Source organism: Pseudomonas sp. m6p, assembly GCF_055760375.1.
Genome location: NZ_CM147084.1, coordinates 3,790,298 through 3,810,013, shown reverse-complemented (window position 1 = coordinate 3,810,013; position 19,716 = coordinate 3,790,298). Strand labels below are relative to the sequence as shown.

20 protein-coding genes are annotated in these 19,716 nt (G+C 61.7%); 12 read left to right on the top strand and 8 right to left on the bottom strand.

Features of this window, described 5'->3' with window-relative positions:
- Window positions 1-63: 63 nt before the first annotated feature.
- The 3 genes from kdpC (at window position 64) to ACYZUM_RS17245 (ending at window position 4,135) form a co-directional block, all read left to right on the top strand.
- Window positions 64-609, top strand: a complete 546-nt coding sequence (gene kdpC / locus ACYZUM_RS17255) for a potassium-transporting ATPase subunit KdpC (RefSeq protein WP_285373346.1) — start codon at window positions 64-66, stop codon at window positions 607-609.
- A 127-nt stretch (window positions 610-736) separates the two neighbouring features.
- Entirely contained in the window at window positions 737-3,388 is a 2,652-nt protein-coding gene (locus ACYZUM_RS17250; RefSeq protein WP_086794266.1) for a sensor histidine kinase, read from the top strand.
- A gap of 48 nt (window positions 3,389-3,436) precedes the next feature.
- Window positions 3,437-4,135: a response regulator gene (locus ACYZUM_RS17245; RefSeq protein WP_121186527.1), complete on the top strand. Its 699-nt coding sequence runs from the start codon at window positions 3,437-3,439 to the stop codon at window positions 4,133-4,135.
- 141 nt (window positions 4,136-4,276) lie between these two features.
- Here ACYZUM_RS17245 and ACYZUM_RS17240 read toward each other — a convergent pair whose 3' ends face one another.
- The gene (locus ACYZUM_RS17240; RefSeq protein WP_222018745.1) at window positions 4,277-5,314 is read right to left on the bottom strand and encodes a patatin-like phospholipase family protein; all 1,038 of its coding nucleotides are present in this window, start codon (window positions 5,312-5,314) and stop codon (window positions 4,277-4,279) included.
- 216 nt (window positions 5,315-5,530) lie between these two features.
- Here ACYZUM_RS17240 and ACYZUM_RS17235 point away from each other — a divergent pair, with 216 nt between their 5' ends.
- From ACYZUM_RS17235 to ACYZUM_RS17225, 3 genes are all read left to right on the top strand, one after another.
- Window positions 5,531-5,809, top strand: coding sequence for a hypothetical protein (locus ACYZUM_RS17235; protein ID WP_041069470.1), 279 nt, complete (start codon window positions 5,531-5,533; stop codon window positions 5,807-5,809).
- Between the two features lie 79 nt (window positions 5,810-5,888).
- Window positions 5,889-6,653, top strand: a complete 765-nt coding sequence (locus ACYZUM_RS17230; protein ID WP_047295498.1) for a CHAD domain-containing protein — start codon at window positions 5,889-5,891, stop codon at window positions 6,651-6,653.
- A gap of 221 nt (window positions 6,654-6,874) precedes the next feature.
- Entirely contained in the window at window positions 6,875-7,669 is a 795-nt protein-coding gene (locus tag ACYZUM_RS17225; protein ID WP_473060906.1) for an acyl-CoA thioesterase, read from the top strand.
- A gap of 5 nt (window positions 7,670-7,674) precedes the next feature.
- Here ACYZUM_RS17225 and ACYZUM_RS17220 read toward each other — a convergent pair whose 3' ends face one another.
- The 3 genes from ACYZUM_RS17220 to ACYZUM_RS17210 form a co-directional block, all read right to left on the bottom strand.
- Window positions 7,675-8,040: an Mpo1-like protein gene (locus ACYZUM_RS17220; RefSeq protein WP_047295495.1), complete on the bottom strand. Its 366-nt coding sequence runs from the start codon at window positions 8,038-8,040 to the stop codon at window positions 7,675-7,677.
- A 188-nt stretch (window positions 8,041-8,228) separates the two neighbouring features.
- Window positions 8,229-9,710, bottom strand: coding sequence for a methyl-accepting chemotaxis protein (locus ACYZUM_RS17215; RefSeq protein ID WP_198759840.1), 1,482 nt, complete (start codon window positions 9,708-9,710; stop codon window positions 8,229-8,231).
- Between the two features lie 123 nt (window positions 9,711-9,833).
- Window positions 9,834-10,640, bottom strand: a complete 807-nt coding sequence (locus ACYZUM_RS17210; RefSeq protein ID WP_473060905.1) for a TatD family hydrolase — start codon at window positions 10,638-10,640, stop codon at window positions 9,834-9,836.
- A gap of 237 nt (window positions 10,641-10,877) precedes the next feature.
- Here ACYZUM_RS17210 and ACYZUM_RS17205 point away from each other — a divergent pair, with 237 nt between their 5' ends.
- The 3 genes from ACYZUM_RS17205 (at window position 10,878) to ACYZUM_RS17195 (ending at window position 13,400) form a co-directional block, all read left to right on the top strand.
- Window positions 10,878-12,299 (top strand): MltF family protein, encoded by a 1,422-nt coding sequence (locus tag ACYZUM_RS17205; protein ID WP_108183413.1) that lies wholly within the window; start codon window positions 10,878-10,880, stop codon window positions 12,297-12,299.
- A gap of 108 nt (window positions 12,300-12,407) precedes the next feature.
- Entirely contained in the window at window positions 12,408-12,842 is a 435-nt protein-coding gene (locus ACYZUM_RS17200) for a DoxX family protein (protein ID WP_041069491.1), read from the top strand.
- A gap of 249 nt (window positions 12,843-13,091) precedes the next feature.
- The gene (locus tag ACYZUM_RS17195) at window positions 13,092-13,400 is read left to right on the top strand and encodes a class I SAM-dependent methyltransferase (RefSeq protein ID WP_448178699.1); all 309 of its coding nucleotides are present in this window, start codon (window positions 13,092-13,094) and stop codon (window positions 13,398-13,400) included.
- A 6-nt stretch (window positions 13,401-13,406) separates the two neighbouring features.
- Here the strand turns inward: ACYZUM_RS17195 and greB are convergent, their stop codons facing one another.
- The 3 genes from greB to ACYZUM_RS17180 are packed head-to-tail and all read right to left on the bottom strand — an operon-like array spanning window position 13,407 to window position 17,126.
- Window positions 13,407-13,904 carry a transcription elongation factor GreB gene (gene greB / locus ACYZUM_RS17190; RefSeq protein WP_007964774.1) on the bottom strand — a complete coding sequence of 166 codons (498 nt, stop codon included), beginning with the start codon at window positions 13,902-13,904 and terminating at the stop codon, window positions 13,407-13,409.
- Window positions 13,905-13,938: 34 nt separating this feature from the next.
- Entirely contained in the window at window positions 13,939-16,443 is a 2,505-nt protein-coding gene (locus tag ACYZUM_RS17185) for an ABC transporter permease (protein ID WP_473060904.1), read from the bottom strand.
- On the bottom strand, window positions 16,443-17,126 hold the full coding sequence (locus ACYZUM_RS17180; RefSeq protein ID WP_007964778.1) for an ABC transporter ATP-binding protein: 684 nt from the start codon (window positions 17,124-17,126) through the stop codon (window positions 16,443-16,445). Before ACYZUM_RS17180 ends, ACYZUM_RS17185 begins: the two co-directional genes overlap by 1 nt.
- A 10-nt stretch (window positions 17,127-17,136) precedes the next feature.
- On the opposite strand from ACYZUM_RS17180, the gene ACYZUM_RS17175 reads away from it, so the two are divergent.
- From ACYZUM_RS17175 to ACYZUM_RS17165, 3 genes are all read left to right on the top strand, one after another.
- Entirely contained in the window at window positions 17,137-17,742 is a 606-nt protein-coding gene (locus ACYZUM_RS17175) for an arylesterase (RefSeq protein ID WP_007964780.1), read from the top strand.
- A gap of 57 nt (window positions 17,743-17,799) precedes the next feature.
- Complete coding sequence (locus ACYZUM_RS17170) at window positions 17,800-18,093, top strand: hypothetical protein (RefSeq protein ID WP_003226812.1); 294 nt, start codon at window positions 17,800-17,802, stop codon at window positions 18,091-18,093.
- A gap of 137 nt (window positions 18,094-18,230) precedes the next feature.
- The gene (locus ACYZUM_RS17165; RefSeq protein WP_041069516.1) at window positions 18,231-19,202 is read left to right on the top strand and encodes a L,D-transpeptidase family protein; all 972 of its coding nucleotides are present in this window, start codon (window positions 18,231-18,233) and stop codon (window positions 19,200-19,202) included.
- 123 nt (window positions 19,203-19,325) lie between these two features.
- Here the strand turns inward: ACYZUM_RS17165 and oprI are convergent, their stop codons facing one another.
- Complete coding sequence (oprI, locus tag ACYZUM_RS17160) at window positions 19,326-19,577, bottom strand: outer membrane lipoprotei OprI (RefSeq protein WP_025113130.1); 252 nt, start codon at window positions 19,575-19,577, stop codon at window positions 19,326-19,328.
- Between the last annotated feature and the right edge of the window lie 139 nt (window positions 19,578-19,716).

Genomic DNA, 19,716 nt, shown 5'->3' with positions numbered 1-19,716 from the left:
TGAAATCGACTTGGTCCACCTGAATTAACGCGGTATCCGCTTTCTGAATTCGAGGATTTTGCAATGTCCACAATGATACGTCCGGCCCTGAGCCTGCTGGTGCTGATGACCCTGGTCACCGGCGTGGCCTATCCACTGGTGGTGACTGGCGTCGCCCAGGTCGCCTTCCCTGAACAGGCCAACGGCAGCCTGGTGCACGATGCCGACGGCAAGGTGCGCGGCTCGTCGCTGATCGCCCAGGATTTCGTCGGTGATGCCTGGTTCCATCCGCGTCCTTCGGCGGGCGCGTTTGCGACCGTGTCCAGCAGTGCCAGCAACCTCGCACCGAGCAATCCAGCGCTGGCCACGCGGGTGATCGATGACGCCAACAAGTTGCAGGTGCCCGGCCAGGGGCCAGTGCCCTTGGCGCTGCTGACCACCTCCGGCAGTGGCCTCGATCCGCACTTGCCACCGGCGGCAATTGCCTATCAACTGGCGCGTGTCGCGCAAGCGCGCAACCTGCCGGTGGCGACCTTGCAGCAGCTGCTCGATGCGCACATCGAACAGCCGCTGGTGGGGCCGCCGGTGGTGAATGTGCTGGAATTGAACATGGCGCTGGAAAAGCTGTAATTCGGCGGCGCGGCCATTCGCGAGCAGGCTCGCTCCCACAAGAGCAACACTGAACCTGTGGGAGCGAGCTTGCTCGCGAAGAGGCCACAACTGGCAACACATAAACATCTGACTGAAGAGATCAAGCATGAGCGACTCCGGCCGCGCCGACGCGCTGTTAGCAGACCTGCCCCGCGACGGCCGTGGTCGGCTGAAGATTTTCCTCGGCGCCGCTCCCGGCGTCGGCAAAACCTACGCCATGCTCCAGGCCGCACACACGCAATTGCGCCAGGGCGTGAAAGTCATCGCTGGCGTCGTCGAAACCCACGGCCGCGCGGAGACTGAAGCGCTGCTCGGCGGTTTGCCGCAGCAGCCGTTGGTGCGCTCGGAATACCGAGGCGTGATGCTCGAAGAAATGGACCTCGACGGTCTGCTTGCGGCTAAACCGAAACTGGTACTGGTGGACGAACTGGCGCACACCAACGCCCCGGGCAGTCGTCACGCCAAGCGCTGGCAGGATATTCAGGAACTGCTCGCCGCCGGCATCGACGTCTACACCACGGTCAACGTCCAGCACCTGGAAAGTCTCAACGATCAGGTGCGCGGCATCACCGGTGTGCAGGTGCGCGAAACCCTGCCGGACTGGGTGCTGCAGGAAGCCTACGAACTGCTGCTGATCGACCTGCCACCGCGCGAGCTGCTGGAGCGTCTGCGCGAAGGCAAGGTCTACGTGCCGGAACAGGCGCGGGCGGCGATCGATGCGTTTTTCACCCAGACCAACCTCACCGCGTTGCGTGAACTGGCGATGCAAACGGCGGCCGCGCAGGTTGATAACGATCTTGCGCAAGGCTATCGCCAACTCGGTCAGGCGGCTCCGGCGGTGCGCGGGCGGTTGCTGGTCGGCGTCGATGGCGACGCGCATGCCGAACGCCTGGTGCGTCACGCCAGCCGCGTGGCCCAGCGCCGGCATTTACCGTGGAGTCTGGTGCATGTCGACAACGGCACGGTGCGCGACGAGCAATCGCGCCTGCGCCTGCAAAACGCCCAGCAACTGGCCGAACGCCTCGGCGGCGAAGTGGTGTTGTTGCGCGCCGGCGAAGTGGCGAAAACCCTGATCCAGCATGCTGCCGAACGCCGTGCGAGTCTGCTGCTGGTCGGCCAGTCGCGGCCGAGTCTGCGCCGTCGTCTGTTCGGTGGTGGGCTCGCCGCGCGTTTGTTGCGCCAGGCCCACGGCCTGGAAATCAACGTCCTCGATAACGACCATGAACACCCGCAGCCGCGTCTGCGGGCGACGCCGACGCTGGTCTGGTTCGACTATCTGTTGGCGCTGGTTGCCACGGTGTTGGCCAGTGCCTTGGCGTGGGCGGTCTCGAGTATTTTGCCGCTGCCGAACATCTCGCTGGTGTTTCTCGCGGCGGTGTTGCTGGTGGCGGTGCGCAGCAGTCTGGGGCCGGCGCTGGCGTGCGCGGCGCTGTCGTTTCTGACCTACGATTTTCTGTTCATTCCGCCGAATTTTTCCTTCGCCATCCAGCGCGAAGAAGACGTTTTGACCTTGCTGTTCTTCCTGCTGATGGCGGCGCTCACCGGTAATCTCGCTGCGCGTCAGCGACGGCAGTTGCAGGCGCTGCGCGACACGCAGGAAGAGACCACCGAGCTGCTCGACCTGTCACGCAAACTCACGGCGGCGACGGATCGTCAGGCCGTGATCAGCGCTGCCGCGCAGCACCTCAATGGCTGGAGTGATCTGCAATTGTGCCTGCTCAACCGCGACGGCCAGGGCGGCTGGAAAGTCGAGACCGGCGGACCGCTGGAATTCAGCGAATCCGAACGTGCCGCCGCCGACTGGGCCTGGCAGCACGATCAACCGGCGGGCATGGGCACCGGCACGCTGCCGTTCGGTCGCTGGTGGTGGTGGCCGCTGTCGGTGGAAGACGGGCCGCTGGCGCTGCTCGGGGTCTGCGCCAAAGAGGGCCAGACCTTGAGCGGGCAGCGTCGACGGCTGCTCACCGCATTGAGTCAGCCACTGGCGCAGGCACTGGCCCGGGCGCAACTGGCGGACGATCTGGAAGCCGCGCGCCTGCACGGCGAAACCGAGCAATTGCGCAGTGCGCTGCTGGCCTCGGTGTCGCACGATCTGCGCACACCGCTGACCGCCATGCGCGGCAGCATCGATAGCTTGCTGGCCCTCGGCGAAGCGATTCCATTGGAGGATCGCCGCGAGTTGCTCGAAGGCACTCGCGATGAAGCCGAACGCCTCGACCGCTACATCCAGAACCTGCTGGACATGACCCGCCTCGGCCACGGTGCATTGAAGCTCGCGCGCGACTGGGTAGCGCCGGCGGACATCGTCGGCAGCTCGCTCAATCGCCTGCGTGCAGTGCTCGCGCCGTTGCAGGTCAGCACCGATGTGCCGGCCGAGTTGCCGCTGCTGTTCGTGCACGCCGCGCTGATCGAGCAGGCGCTGGTCAATGTGCTGGAAAACGCTGCGCGCTTCTCGCCGCCACACGGTCGTTTGCAACTGAGTGCCGGCGCCAATGACGAAGAGATTTTCTTCTCGGTCAGCGACGAAGGCCCGGGAATTCCCGAGGACGAGCGGGCGAAGATTTTCGACATGTTCTACACCGCCGCCCGTGGTGATCGCGGCGGGCAGGGCACCGGTCTGGGGCTGGCGATCTGTCAGGGCATGGTCGGCGCGCATGGCGGGCGGATCAGCGTCGCCGACGGCATCGACGGCCGCGGCACTTGCATCACCCTGCACCTGCCGTTGCAGACGCAACCGGGGATGGACAATGAAGCCTGATCGCGACTGCGCTACTCTCTTGCCAATCTTTTGTGTTGATGTGAATTCATGAGCCAGACCGCGACCATTTTGGTCATCGATGATGAACCGCAGATCCGTAAATTCCTGCGCATCAGCCTCGCCTCACAAGGCTACAAAGTGCTCGAGGCCGGCACGGGGGCCGAGGGCCTGGCGCAGGCGGCGCTGAACAAGCCCGACTTGCTGGTGCTCGACCTCGGCCTGCCGGACATGGACGGCCAGCAGGTGCTGCGCGAGTTTCGCGAGTGGGCCACCGCGCCGGTACTGGTGCTCTCGGTGCGGGCCAGCGAAGGGCAGAAAGTCCAGGCGCTGGATGGCGGCGCCAACGACTACGTGACCAAACCGTTCGGCATTCAGGAGTTTCTCGCCCGGGTCCGCGCGTTGTTGCGTCAGGCGCCGGCTGGCGAGGCGCAACAGGCGGCGCTGACGTTCGGCCCGTTGACCGTGGATCTGGCCTATCGGCGGGTGTTGCTCGATGGCGCCGAAGTGGCGCTGACCCGCAAGGAATACGCGGTGCTGGCGCAACTGGCGCGGCATCCGGGCAGGGTGATCACCCAACAGCAATTGCTCAAGGACATCTGGGGGCCGACGCATACCGAGGACAGTCATTATTTGCGGATTGTCGTTGGGCATTTGCGCCAGAAGCTGGCGGATGATCCGACTCGGCCGCGGTTTATTGTCACTGAAGCTGGCGTCGGGTATCGGCTGATCAGTGATAACAGTCTGTAGGTTTCGGGTTGGCTGAGCTGACGCCTTCGCGGGCAAGCCCGCTCCCACAGTGGACGGTGTGAAATACAAATTTCAATAACTGCGCAGAACCCTGTGGGAGCTGGCTTGCCTGCGATGAGGCCCTGACAGCCAGCCGGGATTTCAACCCTGCTCACTCTCATACCGATCCAGCGTATCCCGCGCAATCTCCCGCCCCAGCGCGATCAGCTCCGGCGCTTTGTAGAACTCGAAAAACCGGCACACGCGCTTCGGCACGTTGATCAGGATGTCCGGCGGATAGCCGGCGATCTTGTACTGCGCCAACGAGGTCTGCATCACCTCGAAACTCTGGTTGATCAAGTCCAGCAGTGACGCCGGCCCGACGTTGTCGATGATGAACGAACCGGTGGCGGATTTCGGCGCACCTTCGCGCTCGGGTGCCGCTGCCGGTTGCTGACTTTCCGGTTCGCTGCCTTCCAGCCACGGGTTGATGTCCGCCGCCTCCGCACGCAGGGCTTCCTGTTCAAGCAGCAGCAATTGCTCGGCCTGTTTGCGACGGAACGGCATCTTCGAACCCAGCGAACTGAGCAGGCTGTCGAAGCGCGAACGAAAGGCTGGCGGGCGCTGGATCACCGGCAATTTGTAGTGACGCTGGTTGGTGGCGTTGAGGTTGACCGCGATGATCAGGTCGCAGTGGCTGGACACCACCGGCACAATCGGCAACGGGTTGAGAATGCCGCCGTCCACCAGCATCCGATTGCCCTGCATCACCGGCGTGAACAGGCTGGGGATCGCCGCCGAGGCGCGCATCGCCTGATGCAGGCAGCCTTCCTGGAACCAGATTTCCTGCTGGTTGGTCAGGTCGGCGGCGACCGCGGTGTAGGGGATGCGCAGGTCTTCGATGTTGATTTCGCCGACGATCTTGCGGATCTGCCCGAAGACCTTTTCGCCGCGAATGGCCCCGAGACGAAAACTCACGTCCACCAGCCGCAGCACGTCCAGATAGTCGAGGGTTTCGATCCAGTTGCGATACTCATCGAGTTTGCCCGCCGCATAGATTCCTCCGACCACCGCCCCCATCGAACAACCGGCAATGCAGGCAATGTCGTAACCGCGTCTTTCGATCTCTTCGATGACTCCGATATGGGCGTAACCCCGGGCGCCACCGGAGCCCAGCACCAGTGCGACACGCTTTTTCATCAAGCTTCCTCCCCGACAAGGCTTCACAATGCACCCATCCGGGGGCGGGCGACAATCGTCAGGGTCGTTCGGGGCCGCAGGCGCGTCGTTTTTCGCTACGGCGTGACCACTCGGCGCTATGCTTTGGTCACCGCAGATTCATGGGGCGCCAAGGCACTTTTCTCGCGCCGTAACGTCTTACCTGCACGACTGTTGACCTATTTTGAGGTGTGAGTGATGAAAGCCTGGATCTGTGTGCCGTTGATTGCGCTGGCATTGGCCGGTTGCGCTGGCAAGACTGCTTATCGTGACAGCTGTGGCAGTCAGCTCGATGCGGCGTGGCATGAACTGGACCTGGCCAAGGCCGAAGGTTTTGCCGGCACGGTCAGTTACTCCAAGGCGCTGTCGTTGCTGACGGCGGCCAAGACTCAACAGCAATTCGAAGGCTTCGAAGGCTGCAGCAAAAAGGCCGAGAAAGCCCGTTTCTATATTCGCGAATCCCGCGCCGGACGCTAAGCTGCTGACTTGACGCAAGGATGCGCCTGCCTTCTGACGGCAGACTCATCCTTCAAGCCATGTGAATCAGGAGCAAGTGATGTCTGCGTTGGTGGATCGGTTGGTGGCTCATGTCCTGAGTCTGGAAGTGCGTTTGCTGGCCTGTCAGGCACGCCTGACCGCGCGTACCGACCCCGAGGCGCTGCATGACTTGCGCACTACGGTACGGCGCTTGCGCAGCCTGTTGCGACCCTTGCGTGGCTTGCCCGGTGTCGAGCAACTGGAAGTGGCGGCATCCGCGGTGGGGCAGTTGACCACGCCGTGGCGCGACCGCGAGGTGCTGGCGGCGTACCTGCTCAAGCATGATCAACCGCAAGCGGCGCAGCGGCGCATGGCGCAAATGGACGAAGCTTATCCAGCCTTGGCAGCCAGCGCCGAAGTGGCTTCGCTGCTGATCATCCTCGACGCTTTCCCGCGATTTTTGCGTGCCTCCGAGCGTCAGGGGCTGCTCAAGGGGCTGGGCAAACGCATCGAAAAACGCCTGCACAAACAATGGAAAAAACTCGACGAGGCCCTGCACGATCCGGCCCATGATCGGCATCGTCTGCGCTTGCTGATCAAGCGCGTGCGGTATGGCATCGAAGCCTATCCGGAACTCGATCGCCTGCCTGAGCCGGCGCTGGAGCGGCTGAAGTCGGCGCAGGGCGCGCTGGGCGACTGGCACGATTGCTGGCAGTGGCTGGCGCGGGCCGAGCAGGAAAGCGATCTGCAACCCTGCGTCGCGACCTGGCAGGCGGGCCTGATCAAGGCTGAAGCCAAGGCGGATCGGGTGCTGGAAAAACTCAGTTCAGCCTGCTTCAAATAACCTCGATATCACCCGGCCCCTGTAGGCGCTGCCGAAGGCTGCGATCTTTTGATTTTAAAAAACAAAGATCGCAGCCTTCGGCAGCGCCTACAGGGGTTTTTCTTTGAGTGGGAAATCGGGGTAAGGCCTTTCTGTCAGTCCATTTGACCGGAATAGACGCTGCGGCGCTCTGCCATGCTGGTTAAGATCGCTGCATTCCCTATTTGCTTGCCGAGGTTGTCATGCGCTTTTCCGATCTGCTCGAGGCGGTTCGTCGCCAGCCAGAAGTGACCATTCCCGCCGAGTGGGGTCAGGGCCGGGCCAGTTTTGGCGGCCTGGTCGCGGCGCTGCAATACGAAACCATGCGCGCGGAAGTGCCGGCCGATCGCCCGGTGCGTTCGTTGGCGATCACCTTTGTCGGCCCGGTCGAGCCGGACGTCCCGGTGCGTTTCGAAGTTGATGTGTTGCGCGAAGGCAAAGCGGTCAGTCAGGTGCTGGGGCTTGCGATGCAGAACGGTCAGGTGGTGACGATCGTGCAGGGCAGCTTCGGTGCTTCGCGGCCTTCGGAAGTCGCGGTCGAGGCCTACCCGGCGGTGGAAATGAAACACTGGGACGAATGCCAGGAGTTGCCCTATATCAAAGGTGTGACCCCGGAGTTCATGCGTCACCTGGCGATGCGCTGGAGTGTCGGCGGCATGCCGTTCACCGGCAATAAATCGCGGCAGATGGGCGGCTGGGTGCGCTTGCGTGGCGACGTCAAGGAAGAACCGGTCAATGAGGCGCATCTGCTGGCGCTGGTGGATGCCTGGCCTCCGGCACTGTTGCCGTATCTGAAGAAACCGGCACCGGGCAGCACGTTGACCTGGACCATCGAATTCGTGCAGCCGCTACGCGACTTGAGCACGCTGGACTGGTGCAAATACCTGGCGGATATCGAGTACGCTGCCGACGGTTACGGCCATGTGGCCGCCAAGCTGTGGAGCGCGGAGGGGGAGTTGATTGCCATGAGTCGCCAGACCGTGACGATTTTTGCCTGAGTCACTCAGTGCCGACGATGACGCTCCCGCCAGGCGCGCCACCAGCCACCACTGAGGAAAAACCGTGGAAAGGTCAGGAACTGCTCGACCAGCAAGCGCGACACGGCATCTTTGCGATCACTGAACGGCTCGGAGGCTTGCGCCTCCAGGCTGTGGCCGTGGCGCTGCAGACCCAGCGCCGCGACAATCCCGATTACGCCGATGGCGACACTGGCCAGGCTCAGGCTGAACACTCCGGACACGATCAACAGAAACGCGACGATGAACAGCGGCACGGCAATCAAGTGCAGCACCAGATTGGTCGGGTGCTGGTGATTGTTCGGGTACGCGCGCCATTGCCACGCGGGAAGGTTGGGGTGACGTTTGCCCATGTTGACTACTCCTCGATCCATGTTGAACACATGCTTGAAGAATAGGCCGGGGCGGGTGGGGCGGCGAATCAAGGTTGGCTATTGGCATCATAGTAATGGTGAACAAAAAAAGATCGCAGCCTTCGGCAGCTCCTACATTGAAATGCGTATACCTGTAGGAGCTGCCGAAGGCTGCGATCTTTTGATCTTCAGAGTTTCAACTGCCCGATTGCCTTGTTGAGCTCCCCGGCCAACGTCGCCAACTCATTACTGGTGGTCGCCGAATCCACGGTCTGCTGCACGGTGTTTTCAGTCACATCACGAATGCTCACCACTGCCCGATTCATCTCTTCCGCCACTTGGCTCTGCTGCTCGGCCGCCACCGCAATCTGCGTGTTGCTCTCGCGCATCTGCGCCACGGCGCCAGTGATTTCCGCCAGCGCCTCGCCAGCCTCCTGTGCCTGCTGCACGCAGTCGTCGGCCTTGTACGAACTCTCCTGCATGAAGTCCACCGCATCGCGGGTGCCGGCCTGCAGCGCCGAGACCATGGTGGTGATTTCATCGGTGGAGGTCTGCACGCGTTTCGCCAGGTTGCGCACTTCATCGGCGACTACCGCAAAACCGCGGCCCATCTCGCCGGCACGGGCTGCCTCGATGGCGGCGTTCAGCGCCAGCAGGTTGGTTTGCTCGGCGATGCTGTGAATCACACTGACCACGCCGTTGATCTTCTGGCTGTCTTCGGCCAGGCGCTGGATCATTTCGGCGGTCTGCTGCACGCCGCTGGAGAGTCCGGCAATCGACTGCTGTACGCGACTGACCACTTGTTGACCGCTGCCGGCCAGACCATCGGCGGTCTGCGACAGATCGCGGGTGGCGCCGGCGTGCTGGGCGATGTGATAAACCGTGGCGGTCATTTCGTTGATTGCGGTGGCGGCCTGATCGGTTTCACTTTGCTGACCGAGCATGCCGTGGCGCACTTCGTTCATGCTCGCCGCCAGACGCGCGGCACCGACGTCGAGTTGCCTCGCGGTGTTGGCGACGGTGGTGACCACCCGTTGGTAGCCAGCCTGCATTGCGTTGAACGCATTGGCCATCTGCCCGACTTCGTCCTTGCACGCCAGCGGCACACGGGCCGAGAGGTCACCGCTTTTCTCGACGTGCAGCATCACGTCTTTCAATGTGTTGAGTTGGCTGAGCAGGAAGCGGATCAGCAGTTGCGAAGCGCCGAGCATGGCCAGCATCAGGATGAACACTGCCACCGCGTAGTTGGCAAAACGTTCGCTGAACACTTGCGCCAGGCTTGGACCATAGGCAATGACTGCCACCTGCTGGCCGTCGGCACGGCTGAACACTTCGGCGCCCATTAACGGGTTACTGCCGAACAATGGCAGGTGATTGATTTCGTTCCAGCCGTTGTTGTCGCTGATCTCCAGCACCGGCTGATCGTTGAGGCGCGGCGCTTCCCCGCGTTTGAAGGTCAGAATCTGATCAGCCTTGGGCAATGCCTGCCCGGCCGGCCAGGCCTTGAGCAATTGTGCCTGGGCCTGGGCGGATGCCTGCGCCGCGTGGCTGCGCGCCTGCTGTTCCAGTTGCACGGCGTACAGCACCAGCAACAGGGTGGTGACGAAAGCGACCGCGTTGACCGCCCAGAATTTGTATTTCAGCGAGATATTGCTAAGCCAGGCACCCATGGAGGTCTTCTCTGATAGCGGAAACAGTTTTGGCAAGGTGCCAGCATTGTGCCGCTATGCCGATCTGCGGATCTTGATACACATCAAAAGAACACATCGCTTCCACAGGGGGATTCTGGTGTGTCAGGGAAGGGCAGGAAGGTTGAAGAACGCGCGGGCACACGCGGTGGTGTGCGCTGCCAGGTCTTCCTCGCTCTCGCCTCGGTGCAACGCCACTTCGCGCAATACTTCGGTCAGATACGCCGGCTCATTGCGGCCGTTCTTCGGCTTTGGCCGCAGGGTGCGGGGCAGGAGGTACGGCGCGTCGCTTTCGAGCATCAGTCGTCCGCGTTTGATCTCCTTGACCAGCGAGTGCAGGTGCGTGCCGCGGCGCTCGTCGCAGATCCAGCCGGTGATGCCGATGTGCAGGTCCAGATCCAGGTAACTGAACAAGGCTTTTTGCTCGCCAGTAAAGCAGTGCACCACAGCGGCGGGCAATTGATCACGGAAGTCCCGGAGGATCTCCATCAAGCGCTGACTGGCATCGCGTTCGTGGAGGAACACCGGCAATTGCAGTTCTACTGCCAGCGCCAGATGTTCTTCGAGGACTTTTTCCTGTTGCGGGCGCGGCGAGAAATCACGGTTGAAATCCAGCCCGCATTCACCCACGGCGACCACGTTTGGCTCGTGCAGCAGACTGCGCAACCGGCGCGCGCTGTCAGCATTCCAGTCACTGGCCGAATGCGGGTGAATGCCAGCGGTGGCGAACAGCTGTTGGCCGCCGTCATCCAGTTGCCGGCACAGCTCCAGCGCCTGTTCGCTACCTTCGACGCTGGTGCCGGTCAGCACCAGTTGGCAGACCCCGGCAGCGTAGGCGCGGTCGAGCACGGCCTGATGTTTTTCAGCAAAACCGGGGTTGGTCAGGTTGACGCCGATATCGATGAGTTGCATGGTTCTACCTCGGGCCGAAGGCCGGAAAGCATACCAGAGCTGTAGATTTATAAGAAAAGCCAAGAACTACAAAGAGTTATAGCTGTCTTTTGATGCCGTGACAGAGCCCGGGTTGGCGCAAAAGCCATCACTGTGCCAGTCTCTCGCACTTTGCCAGCGCTCCAGGCGCTCTGTTTTCGTCGGCGATTTTGACCGTTCAGCGGTTAAAAAACGCCCCGTATTCTTTCCGGAGAGTGGATGCATCGTCCCTCGGTTTTGCTCCTGTTGTGTGCGTCGCTGCTACTGCCGATAACGGCGGTTGCGCGCTTGCCCGGGCCACAGCAAGCCGTACCGGCCGCCAAGGTCCGCGACCTGTCGGAGATACGCAGCAGCCGCGTACTGCGAGTGCTGGTCAACCAGAGTCGCAACAGCTCTGGAGAAGTCCAGGGCCAGGCCATCGGTGTCGAATACCATCGCCTGCGCGCCTTCGAGCAGTACCTCAATGGCCACGCCCGCGACGGCCAGGAAGTCACTCTCAAGATCATTCCCAAAGCCAAGGATCAACTGCTCGGCGCGTTGCAACGCGGCGAAGGTGATCTGGTGGCGCCCGGCGAGCTGCTTGATCTGCAACCCGGCCACGCGGTGGCCAGCAGCGAGCCGATCGCCAGCAATGTGCCGCTGGTGCTGGTCGGTATCAAGGGCGAGCGTCGTTACACCAAGGTCGAGCAGCTTTCCGGCAAGACCCTGGCCTTGCCAACCGGCAGTGCGGCAGGGGACGCGGTGAGCCAGCTCAATCAGAAACTGGCGCTGCACAAACTGGCGCCGATCAAGATCGAATGGGTCGATCCGACGCTGGCGGTCGAGGACGTGCTGGAGATGGTGCAGGGCGGAATTTTCCACCTGACTATCGTTGAGCAACCGATCGCCGAGCGCTGGGGCAAGATCCTGCCCAAGCTGCGTTTTGACCGGCAATTGATGATCAGTGAACCGGGTGAGGAATACTGGTTCGTGCGCCGTGATGCCTCGATGCTGCGGGCGAGCATCGATCGCTTTCTGGTCGGCTACAGGAAGCCGGCGAACGAGGATGCCGAATTCCTGCGGATCTATCGGCGCCTCTACCAAGTGCACTATCCGTTGGCCAAGGCTGACCGTCAGCGTCTGGAAAAACTGCGCCCGACTCTGCAAAAACACGCCGATGCACAAAACATGGACTGGCTGAACCTGGCGGCGCTGGCCTTCAAGGAGTCGGCCCTGCAACCCGGCGCCCGCAGCGGCAGCGGCCCGACCGGGTTGATGCAGATCACCCCGTCCGCGGCGCAGCGGGTCGGTGTGAACAACATCCAGAATCTCGATGCGAATGTGCAGGCCGGGGCCAAGTACCTGGCGATGATCCGTCGCAAGTTTTTCAACAGTCCGAAACTCAATGAGCGCGAGCGCATGGCGTTCACACTGGCGGCCTACAACATCGGCCCGGAACGGGTGCAAGGCATGCGCGCCGAGGCTCGGCGGCGCGGGCTGAATCCCAACCAGTGGTTTTTTCAGGTCGAACGCATCGCCATGGAGCAGGTGGGCATGGGCCCCGTCAGCTATGTTAATAGCGTGAACAAGTACTACCTGGCGTTCGACCGGGAGCGGGAGTCACTGGAGCCCCGGGAACAGAAAGTCGCCTCACGGAAATGATCTAATAATTTGATTGTTATGGCGAAATAATTGCGCTTTTAACATGAATTTAACTGATTAATATAGCGGCCAATCCCAATACACTTCTCGCAAAACAAGGAATGCCCCATGAGCTCACTGATCAACAAGGTTCTGTTCACCCGCGCCGGTTACGGCCTGACCATTCTGCGCATCGCGGTCGGCGTGATCTTCGCCGCCCACGGTTCGCAAAAACTCTTTGGTCTGTTTGGCGGTTACGGTCTGGCAGGCACCGCACAGTACATGGACAGCATCGGTCTGCACCCGGGTTACCTGATGGCCACGCTGGCCGGCGGTACTGAGTTTTTTGCCGGTCTGGCGTTGATTATCGGCCTGCTGGCGCGCCCGGCGGCGCTGGGTCTGACCTTCCTGTCGCTGGTGGCGATCTTCACCGTGCACATCAGCAACGGTCTGTTCATGGCCAACAACGGTTACGAGTTCGCCCTGGCGTTGCTCGGTGGCAGCCTCGCGGTGATGATCGAAGGCGCCGGCAAGCTGTCGGTGGATCGCGCCATCGCCGGTTGAGCGCTCTGGATCAAGCAAAAGGCCCGCATTGTGCGGGCCTTTTTTTGTTGTGGCTGATTCTTGACACTCATCGGTCACGTTCTCTAGGATGTTGCTCATGCGCCGATTTAAACAGCTACTTGCGGGGCGCCAGGTGACTCAGACAGTTGCCGTCAGAAGCCGGAACAGGGCTTCGAAATACCGCTAAAGCGCTGGTTCGGTGTTGCCTCTCACCTGCCATGCAGACTTTTGAGGCAGAGACACGACACGATGAATGCACTACGCCCTCCAGCACGTCCCGCGCCGATCACGGCACATATCACCCAACGCAATCCAAAAATCCTGCTTGGCGGCAAACACCAGCCGACGCTGTTGCGTTATCTCGATGGCTGGCCACGTCGCAGCGGCGGTCCTGCCGCGTTCCTGATCCAGTTCGTTGAAGACGGCGAGTCGCTGGCGCGCTTTGCCAGTGACAGTTTTGACCTCGCCGTGATTCAGGCGCCGAGCGCTGAAGAAGCGCCAGAAATGATCAAGCAACTGACCCGCGTTGCGCGTCAGGGACTGATCACCCGTCGCTGAAACGGATTACGGATAATCGATCGCCACGATATAGACAAACTGCTCACCGGTTGGCGTCTGCACCCGAACCTCGGCGTCCAGCGCCTTGCCGATCAAGGCACGAGCCAGCGGTGAGTCAATGCTGATCAGACCCAGTTTCAGATCCAGTTCATCCGGGCCGACGATGCGGTAGCGCGATTGCTTGCCGTCTTCGTCCTCGATGGTCACCCAGGCACCGAAGTACACCTTGTTCGGATCGCTGGGTTTTTCGCTGACGACCTTCAGTGCTTCGAGTCGCTTGGTGAGAAAACGCACGCGGCTGTCGATCTCGCGCAGCATTTTCTTGCCGTAGGTGTACTCGGCGTTTTCCGAACGATCACCCTGCGCCGCTGCCTCGCTGACTGCCTGCGTCACTTGCGGGCGGCGCACATGCCACAGTTCATGGAATTCGGCGCGCATCCGCGCTTCACCTTCAGGGGTGATCAGCGCGGTGCCGGCGGTGCGGGGAGGGCGATAACGGCTCATGGCAACTTCTTGTGGTGACGAAGGCTGGAGTCTATCAACCCTCGCGCAAGACTGTCAGCGGACTCGCATTCAGTGCTCGACGAGTGCCGAACACGCCGGCACCGCCAATCAGTGCGGCGCCAATCAATGGCAGCACCAGCAGCCATGGATGCGGATGCCATGGCAGATCGAAGGCAAAGCGATACAACACCAGACTCACGACTTCCGAACCGATGGCCGCCAGCAAACCGCTGACCGCGCCGAGCAGACCGAACTCGATACGCCGCGCCTTGACCAGCAACTGCCGTTGCGCGCCCAGTGCGCGTAACAACGCGCCTTGGCGAATGCGCTCGTCCAGCGTGGCCTGCAAGCCAGAGAACAGCACCGCCATTCCCGCCGCCAGCACAAATAACAACACGTATTCCACCGCCAGGGTGACCTGAGCGAGGATGCTGCGCAGCTGTTCGAGCAAGGCTTCGACCTGAAGGATGGTCACCGCCGGGAATGCCCGTGACAGTTCGACAATCTGCTGATCGTGACCGGGTGCCAGATAGAAACTGGTCAGGTAAGTCGCCGGCAGATCCCTCAGGGTGCCGGGCTGGAAGATCATGAAGAAGTTCGGCTGGAAATTGTCCCAATTGATTTCGCGCAGACTGGTTACCCTGGCTTCACGATTGACCCCGCCCACGCTGAACACCATGCGATCGCCGAGTTTGAGCTTGAGGCTTTCGGCGACTTTGCCTTCCACCGACACGCCCGGTATGTCTTCCGAGGGTTGCCCGGTCCACCACGCACCGGCGGTGAGCGTGTTGCCGGCCGGCAAGTCGGCGGCCCAGGTCAGGCTCAAGTCGCGTTGCACTGCGCGGTCGCCGGCCGAATCCTTGCTGACGATCTGCTGCACCGGTTCGCCGTTGATGCTGATAAGCCGTCCCGGCACCACTGGGTATAGCGGTGCCGCTTGAGCCGAGACTTTGATCAGGTGGTCGGTGAAGGCTTGTTTGTCCGCTGGCAGGATGTTCAGGGCAAAGTAATTCGGTGCGTTTTTCGGCAACTGGTTTTGCCAAGTGTCGAGCAGCTCGCCGCGCAGCAGAGCGATCAATGCCATCGACAACAGGATCAGACCGAACGCCAGCGCCTGCCCGGCCGCCGCCAGCGGATGACGCAACAACTGACCCAGACCGAGGCGCCACGGCAGCGGCGCACGGGCGAGCATCCGTCGCAGGCTGTTGAGCAGCAACAACAGCAAACCACCCAATACCAGCGCCGCGATTACACCGCCGCCCAGCAGGGCGAAAGTCAGCAACAGATCCAGACTCAGGCGCCACATGATCAGACCCAGTGCGCCCAGTGCCGCGCCATAGACCATCCAGGTACTCGACGGAATCGGCAGCATGTCACGGCGCAGCACGCGCAGTGGAGGCACCCGACCCAGCGCAGCAAGCGGTGGCAGGGCGAAACCGGCGAGTGCGACCAGTCCCGTACCGATGCCGGCCATCGCCGGAAACAGGCCGCCCGGCGGGACATCTGCCGGCAGCAGATCGTGCAGCAGGGCAAACAGCCCCAGTTGTGCCAGCCAGCCAAGCACCGCGCCACTGAGGGCGGCGAACAAACCCAGTACGCTCAGTTGAATACTGAACAACAGCATGGTTTCTCGACGCGACAAACCGAGGCAGCGCAGCAAGGCACTGGCATCGAAGCGGCGACTGGCAAAGCGGTTTGCAGACAGTGCCACGGCCACGCCGGCCAGCAGTACCGCGACCAGACTGGCCATGTTCAGATAACGCTCGGCCTTGCCCAGTGCGCCGCCAATCTGCCGGTTGCCGTCGCGCGCATCCTGAATGCGCTGATTGGCGGCCAGGCCCGGTTTGAGCAATTGCCGATAGGTTTCCAGCGCCTGCGGTTCGCCGCGCCACAGCTCGCGGTAGCTGACGCGGCTGCCGGGCTGTACCACGCCGGTGGCGGCAAGGTCGTCGAGGTTGATCATCACCCGAGGCGTCAAGCTGTAGAAATTGCCGGCGCGATCCGGTTCGTAGGTCAGCACGCGGGTCAGTTTCAGCGTTTTCATGCCGACGTCGATGCTGTCGCCGATTTTCAGATCCAGGGCGGTCAGCAAACGTGCCTCGACCCACGCTTCACCGGGTTGCGGTTCGCCGCCGGTTGTCTCGGCGGCAAACGGCGCCGGGGCACTTTTCAGTTCGCCGCGCAGTGGATAAGCGCGGTCGACGGCTTTGATGCTCGATAACTGAATGCCGTTGTCGGTGGCGACGACACTGGAAAACTCCACGACCCGTGCATGATTCAAACGCAGCTCGGTGCCGCTGCGAATCTGTTCGTCGCGGGCCGGCGAGCTGCCCTCAAGCACCAGGTCGGCGCCAAGGAACTCGGTGGCGCGCAGCATCATCGCACCGTTGAGGCGGGCGCCGAAGTAGCCGATGGCAGTACTCGCCGCGACCGCCACGACCAAGGCAAAAAACAACACGCGCAATTCGCCGGCGCGGGCATCGCGCATGAGTTGACGTAGGGCGAGACTGAACAGACGCAACAGCGGCAGACGTGCCATCAAGGCTCCAGAGGGGCAACCAGCAGCCCGGCTTCAAGTCGGATCAGGCGCCGGCAGCGATGGGCCAGGCGTTCGTCGTGGGTCACCAGCACGAGGGTGGTGCCGCGTTCCTTGTTCAGTTCGAACAGCAAGTCGCTGATGCGCTCGCCGGTGTGGCTGTCGAGGTTGCCGGTGGGTTCGTCGGCGAACAGCACGTCCGGCTCGGCAGCGAAAGCCCGGGCAATCGCCACGCGCTGTTGTTCGCCGCCGGAGAGCTGGCGCGGCGAGTGCGTCAGGCGCTGGCCGAGACCGACCCGTTGCAGCAGTTCGGTGGCGCGTTCGCGGGCGTCTTTGCGGCCATCGAGTTCCAGCGGCAGCATGACGTTTTCCAGGGCGTTGAGGCTGTCGAGCAACTGGAAGGACTGAAAGACGAAACCCACGTGTTCGGCACGGATTCGCGCGCGCTGGTCTTCGTCGAGATTGCTCAGGCCTTGCCCCGCGAGGATGACCTCGCCGCTGCTTGGCAGGTCGAGGCCGGCGAGCAGGCCGAGCAGGGTGGATTTGCCGGAACCGGACGCGCCGACGATGGCCAGGCTGTCGCCCTGGTTCAGTTCCAGGCTGAGTTCGTGCAGGATAGTCAGTTCACCTTCCGCGCTGGGAACCACTTTGCTGAGGTTCTTCGCGGTGAGAATGCTTGCGCCCATGGAGAATCCGATGCGTGTTTGGTTTTTGAGTGCTGGCCTGGCCTTGATGTGCATGGCCCAGAACGCAGCGGCGGGTACTGTCCTGATCGTTGGCGATAGTATCAGCGCCGGTTTCGGACTGGATACCCGCCTGGGGTGGGTATCGCTGCTCGAGCAACGGCTCAAGCAGGAGGGTTTTGACGACAAAGTAGTCAATGCTTCCATCAGCGGCGACACCAGTGCCGGAGGCCAGGCACGCCTGCCGGCGCTGCTTGCAGAGCACAAGCCGGAACTGGTGATCCTCGAATTGGGGGGCAACGACGGCCTGCGCGGAATGCCGCCAACGCAATTGCAACAAAACCTTGCGGCGATGATCGACAGCTCGCGTCAGAGTGGCGCCAAGGTGTTGCTGCTGGGCATGCAATTGCCGCCCAACTACGGCAAGCGTTACACCGATGCCTTTGCCGAGGTCTACGGCAAACTTGCGGACGATAAAAAAATCCCGCTGGTGCCGTTTTTCCTCGACGGCGTGGGTGGGCATCCCGAGCTGATGCAGGCCGACGGTCTGCACCCGGCAGCCGGGGCTCAGGGCAAGTTGCTGGAAAATGTCTGGCCGACGCTAAAACCGCTGTTATGAGGCTTTTCTAGTGGCAGGCTTTCGGCTAATGTGGCGCCCCCTTATTTGGAGCCCCCGATGCCGCGTCCTGCCTGGTCCCTGTTTGCCTACCAACTGATCGAGCCTGACGAACAGCTGGATCTGTTCGCCTGCCAGGAAGTGCGGGTGCATCTGGTGACCCGTCAGCTCGAACTCGGTGGCTCGGCAGACCGCACGTTGTGTGGCAGTCTGCTTCCAGCCCAACCGCGTTGGTCGAGTGTGGATCGTCGGGTGTTTCAGGATCAGCGTCTGTGTTCGTTGTGCCGGGCGATTCTCGAGTCGCAAAAACGTGGCACCTCGCCGATCTGGCCTGAGTTGCGTTTCGAGCTTTAGGACCAATAGATCGCAGCCTGCGGCAGCGCCTGCATGAAGACTTCTGGCTGCCCATCGGCGCATCTCCCCGAATTCCCGAGGTGCGGTGTACAATCGCGCTCTTATACCCCTTGTTGATCATGCGAAGGATTTTCCGGATGTTGCCGCGCTTTCCTGCCGTCACCCGCTGCCTGTCACTTGCCGCCCTGTGTGTGGCCGGTCCCGTTGCTGCATTGGAGTTTCCCCTGCCACCGCCTGGTGAGGACATCATCGGTCAGGTGCAGGTGATCAAGGCCAAGTACGAAGACACCTTCGCTGACCTGGGGACCAAGTACGACCTGGGCTATTCGGAAATGGTCGCGGCCAACCCGGGTGTCGATGCCTGGCTGCCGGGCGCGGGTACTGAAATCGTTCTGCCGACGCGGTTCATTCTGCCGCCGGGGCCGCGCGAGGGCATCGTGATCAACCTCGCCGAATACCGTCTCTACTACTACCCGAAAGGCCGGAACGTGGTGTACACCTTCCCGCTGGGTATCGGCCGTGAAGGTTGGGGTTCGCCAATCGCGCATACCTCGATCACCGCCAAGACGCCGAACCCGACCTGGACCCCTCCTGCGTCGATCAAGGCCGAGCACGCCGCTGATGGTGATCCGCTGCCGAACGTGGTGCCGGCCGGTCCTGACAATCCGCTGGGCCCGTTCAAGTTCACCCTGGGCACCCCGGGCTACCTGATCCACGGCTCGAACAAGAAGTTCGGCATCGGCATGCGCACCAGCCACGGCTGCTTCCGGATGTTCAACAATAACGTCCTGGAAATGGCGGCCATGGTGCCGGTCGGGACTTCGGTGCGCATCCTCAATGACGCGTACAAGTTCGGCAGCAGTGGCGGCAAAGTCTATCTGGAAGCGCACACGCCAATCGACGACAAGGGCAATCCGTCGGTAGTCGACAAGCACACGGCGGTGATCAACGCGATGCTCAAGCGCGAAGACGTGACCAACAATCTGCGCGTGAACTGGGATGTGGTGCGTGATGTGGTGGCGGCCGAAGACGGTTTGCCAACCGAAATCGGCACGCCGAATACCTCGGCTCCGATTGTCTCGAGTGCGCCGATCGACCTGCAGCAATAAGCTCGATCCAGACCCGCCGATGCAAGAAGCGTCGGCGGGTTTTTTATTGTCCGGACAAAAGCTGCAGGCACAAAAAAGCCGACCCAGAAACTGGGTCGGCTTGATAACAATCCCGAGGGATTATTACTTGCGGCTAGCTTTGTCCAGCATACGCAGAGCACGCTCGTTAGCTTCGTCAGCAGTCTGTTGTGCTTTTTGAGCAGCAGCCAGAGCTTCATCAGCTTTACGGTATGCTTCGTCTGCACGAGCCTGGGCGCGAGCAGCTGCGTCTTCAGTAGCGGTCAGACGTGCTTCGGTTTCTTTCGATGCGCTGCTGCAACCGGTAGCCAGAACTGCGGCCAGAGCCAGAGCAGAGAATTTCAGAACGTTGTTCATCGTGTTCCCCTTCAAGGACTTTCAATTAAGTGGCTTTCTCCTCCGATTGAGGAAATAGCCGGCGTACATACTACCCATTACTTGTAGTAAGTAAACTGACGTAGCGCAAGAAGCAAAAAAAATTGTAGGCGTTGATTCT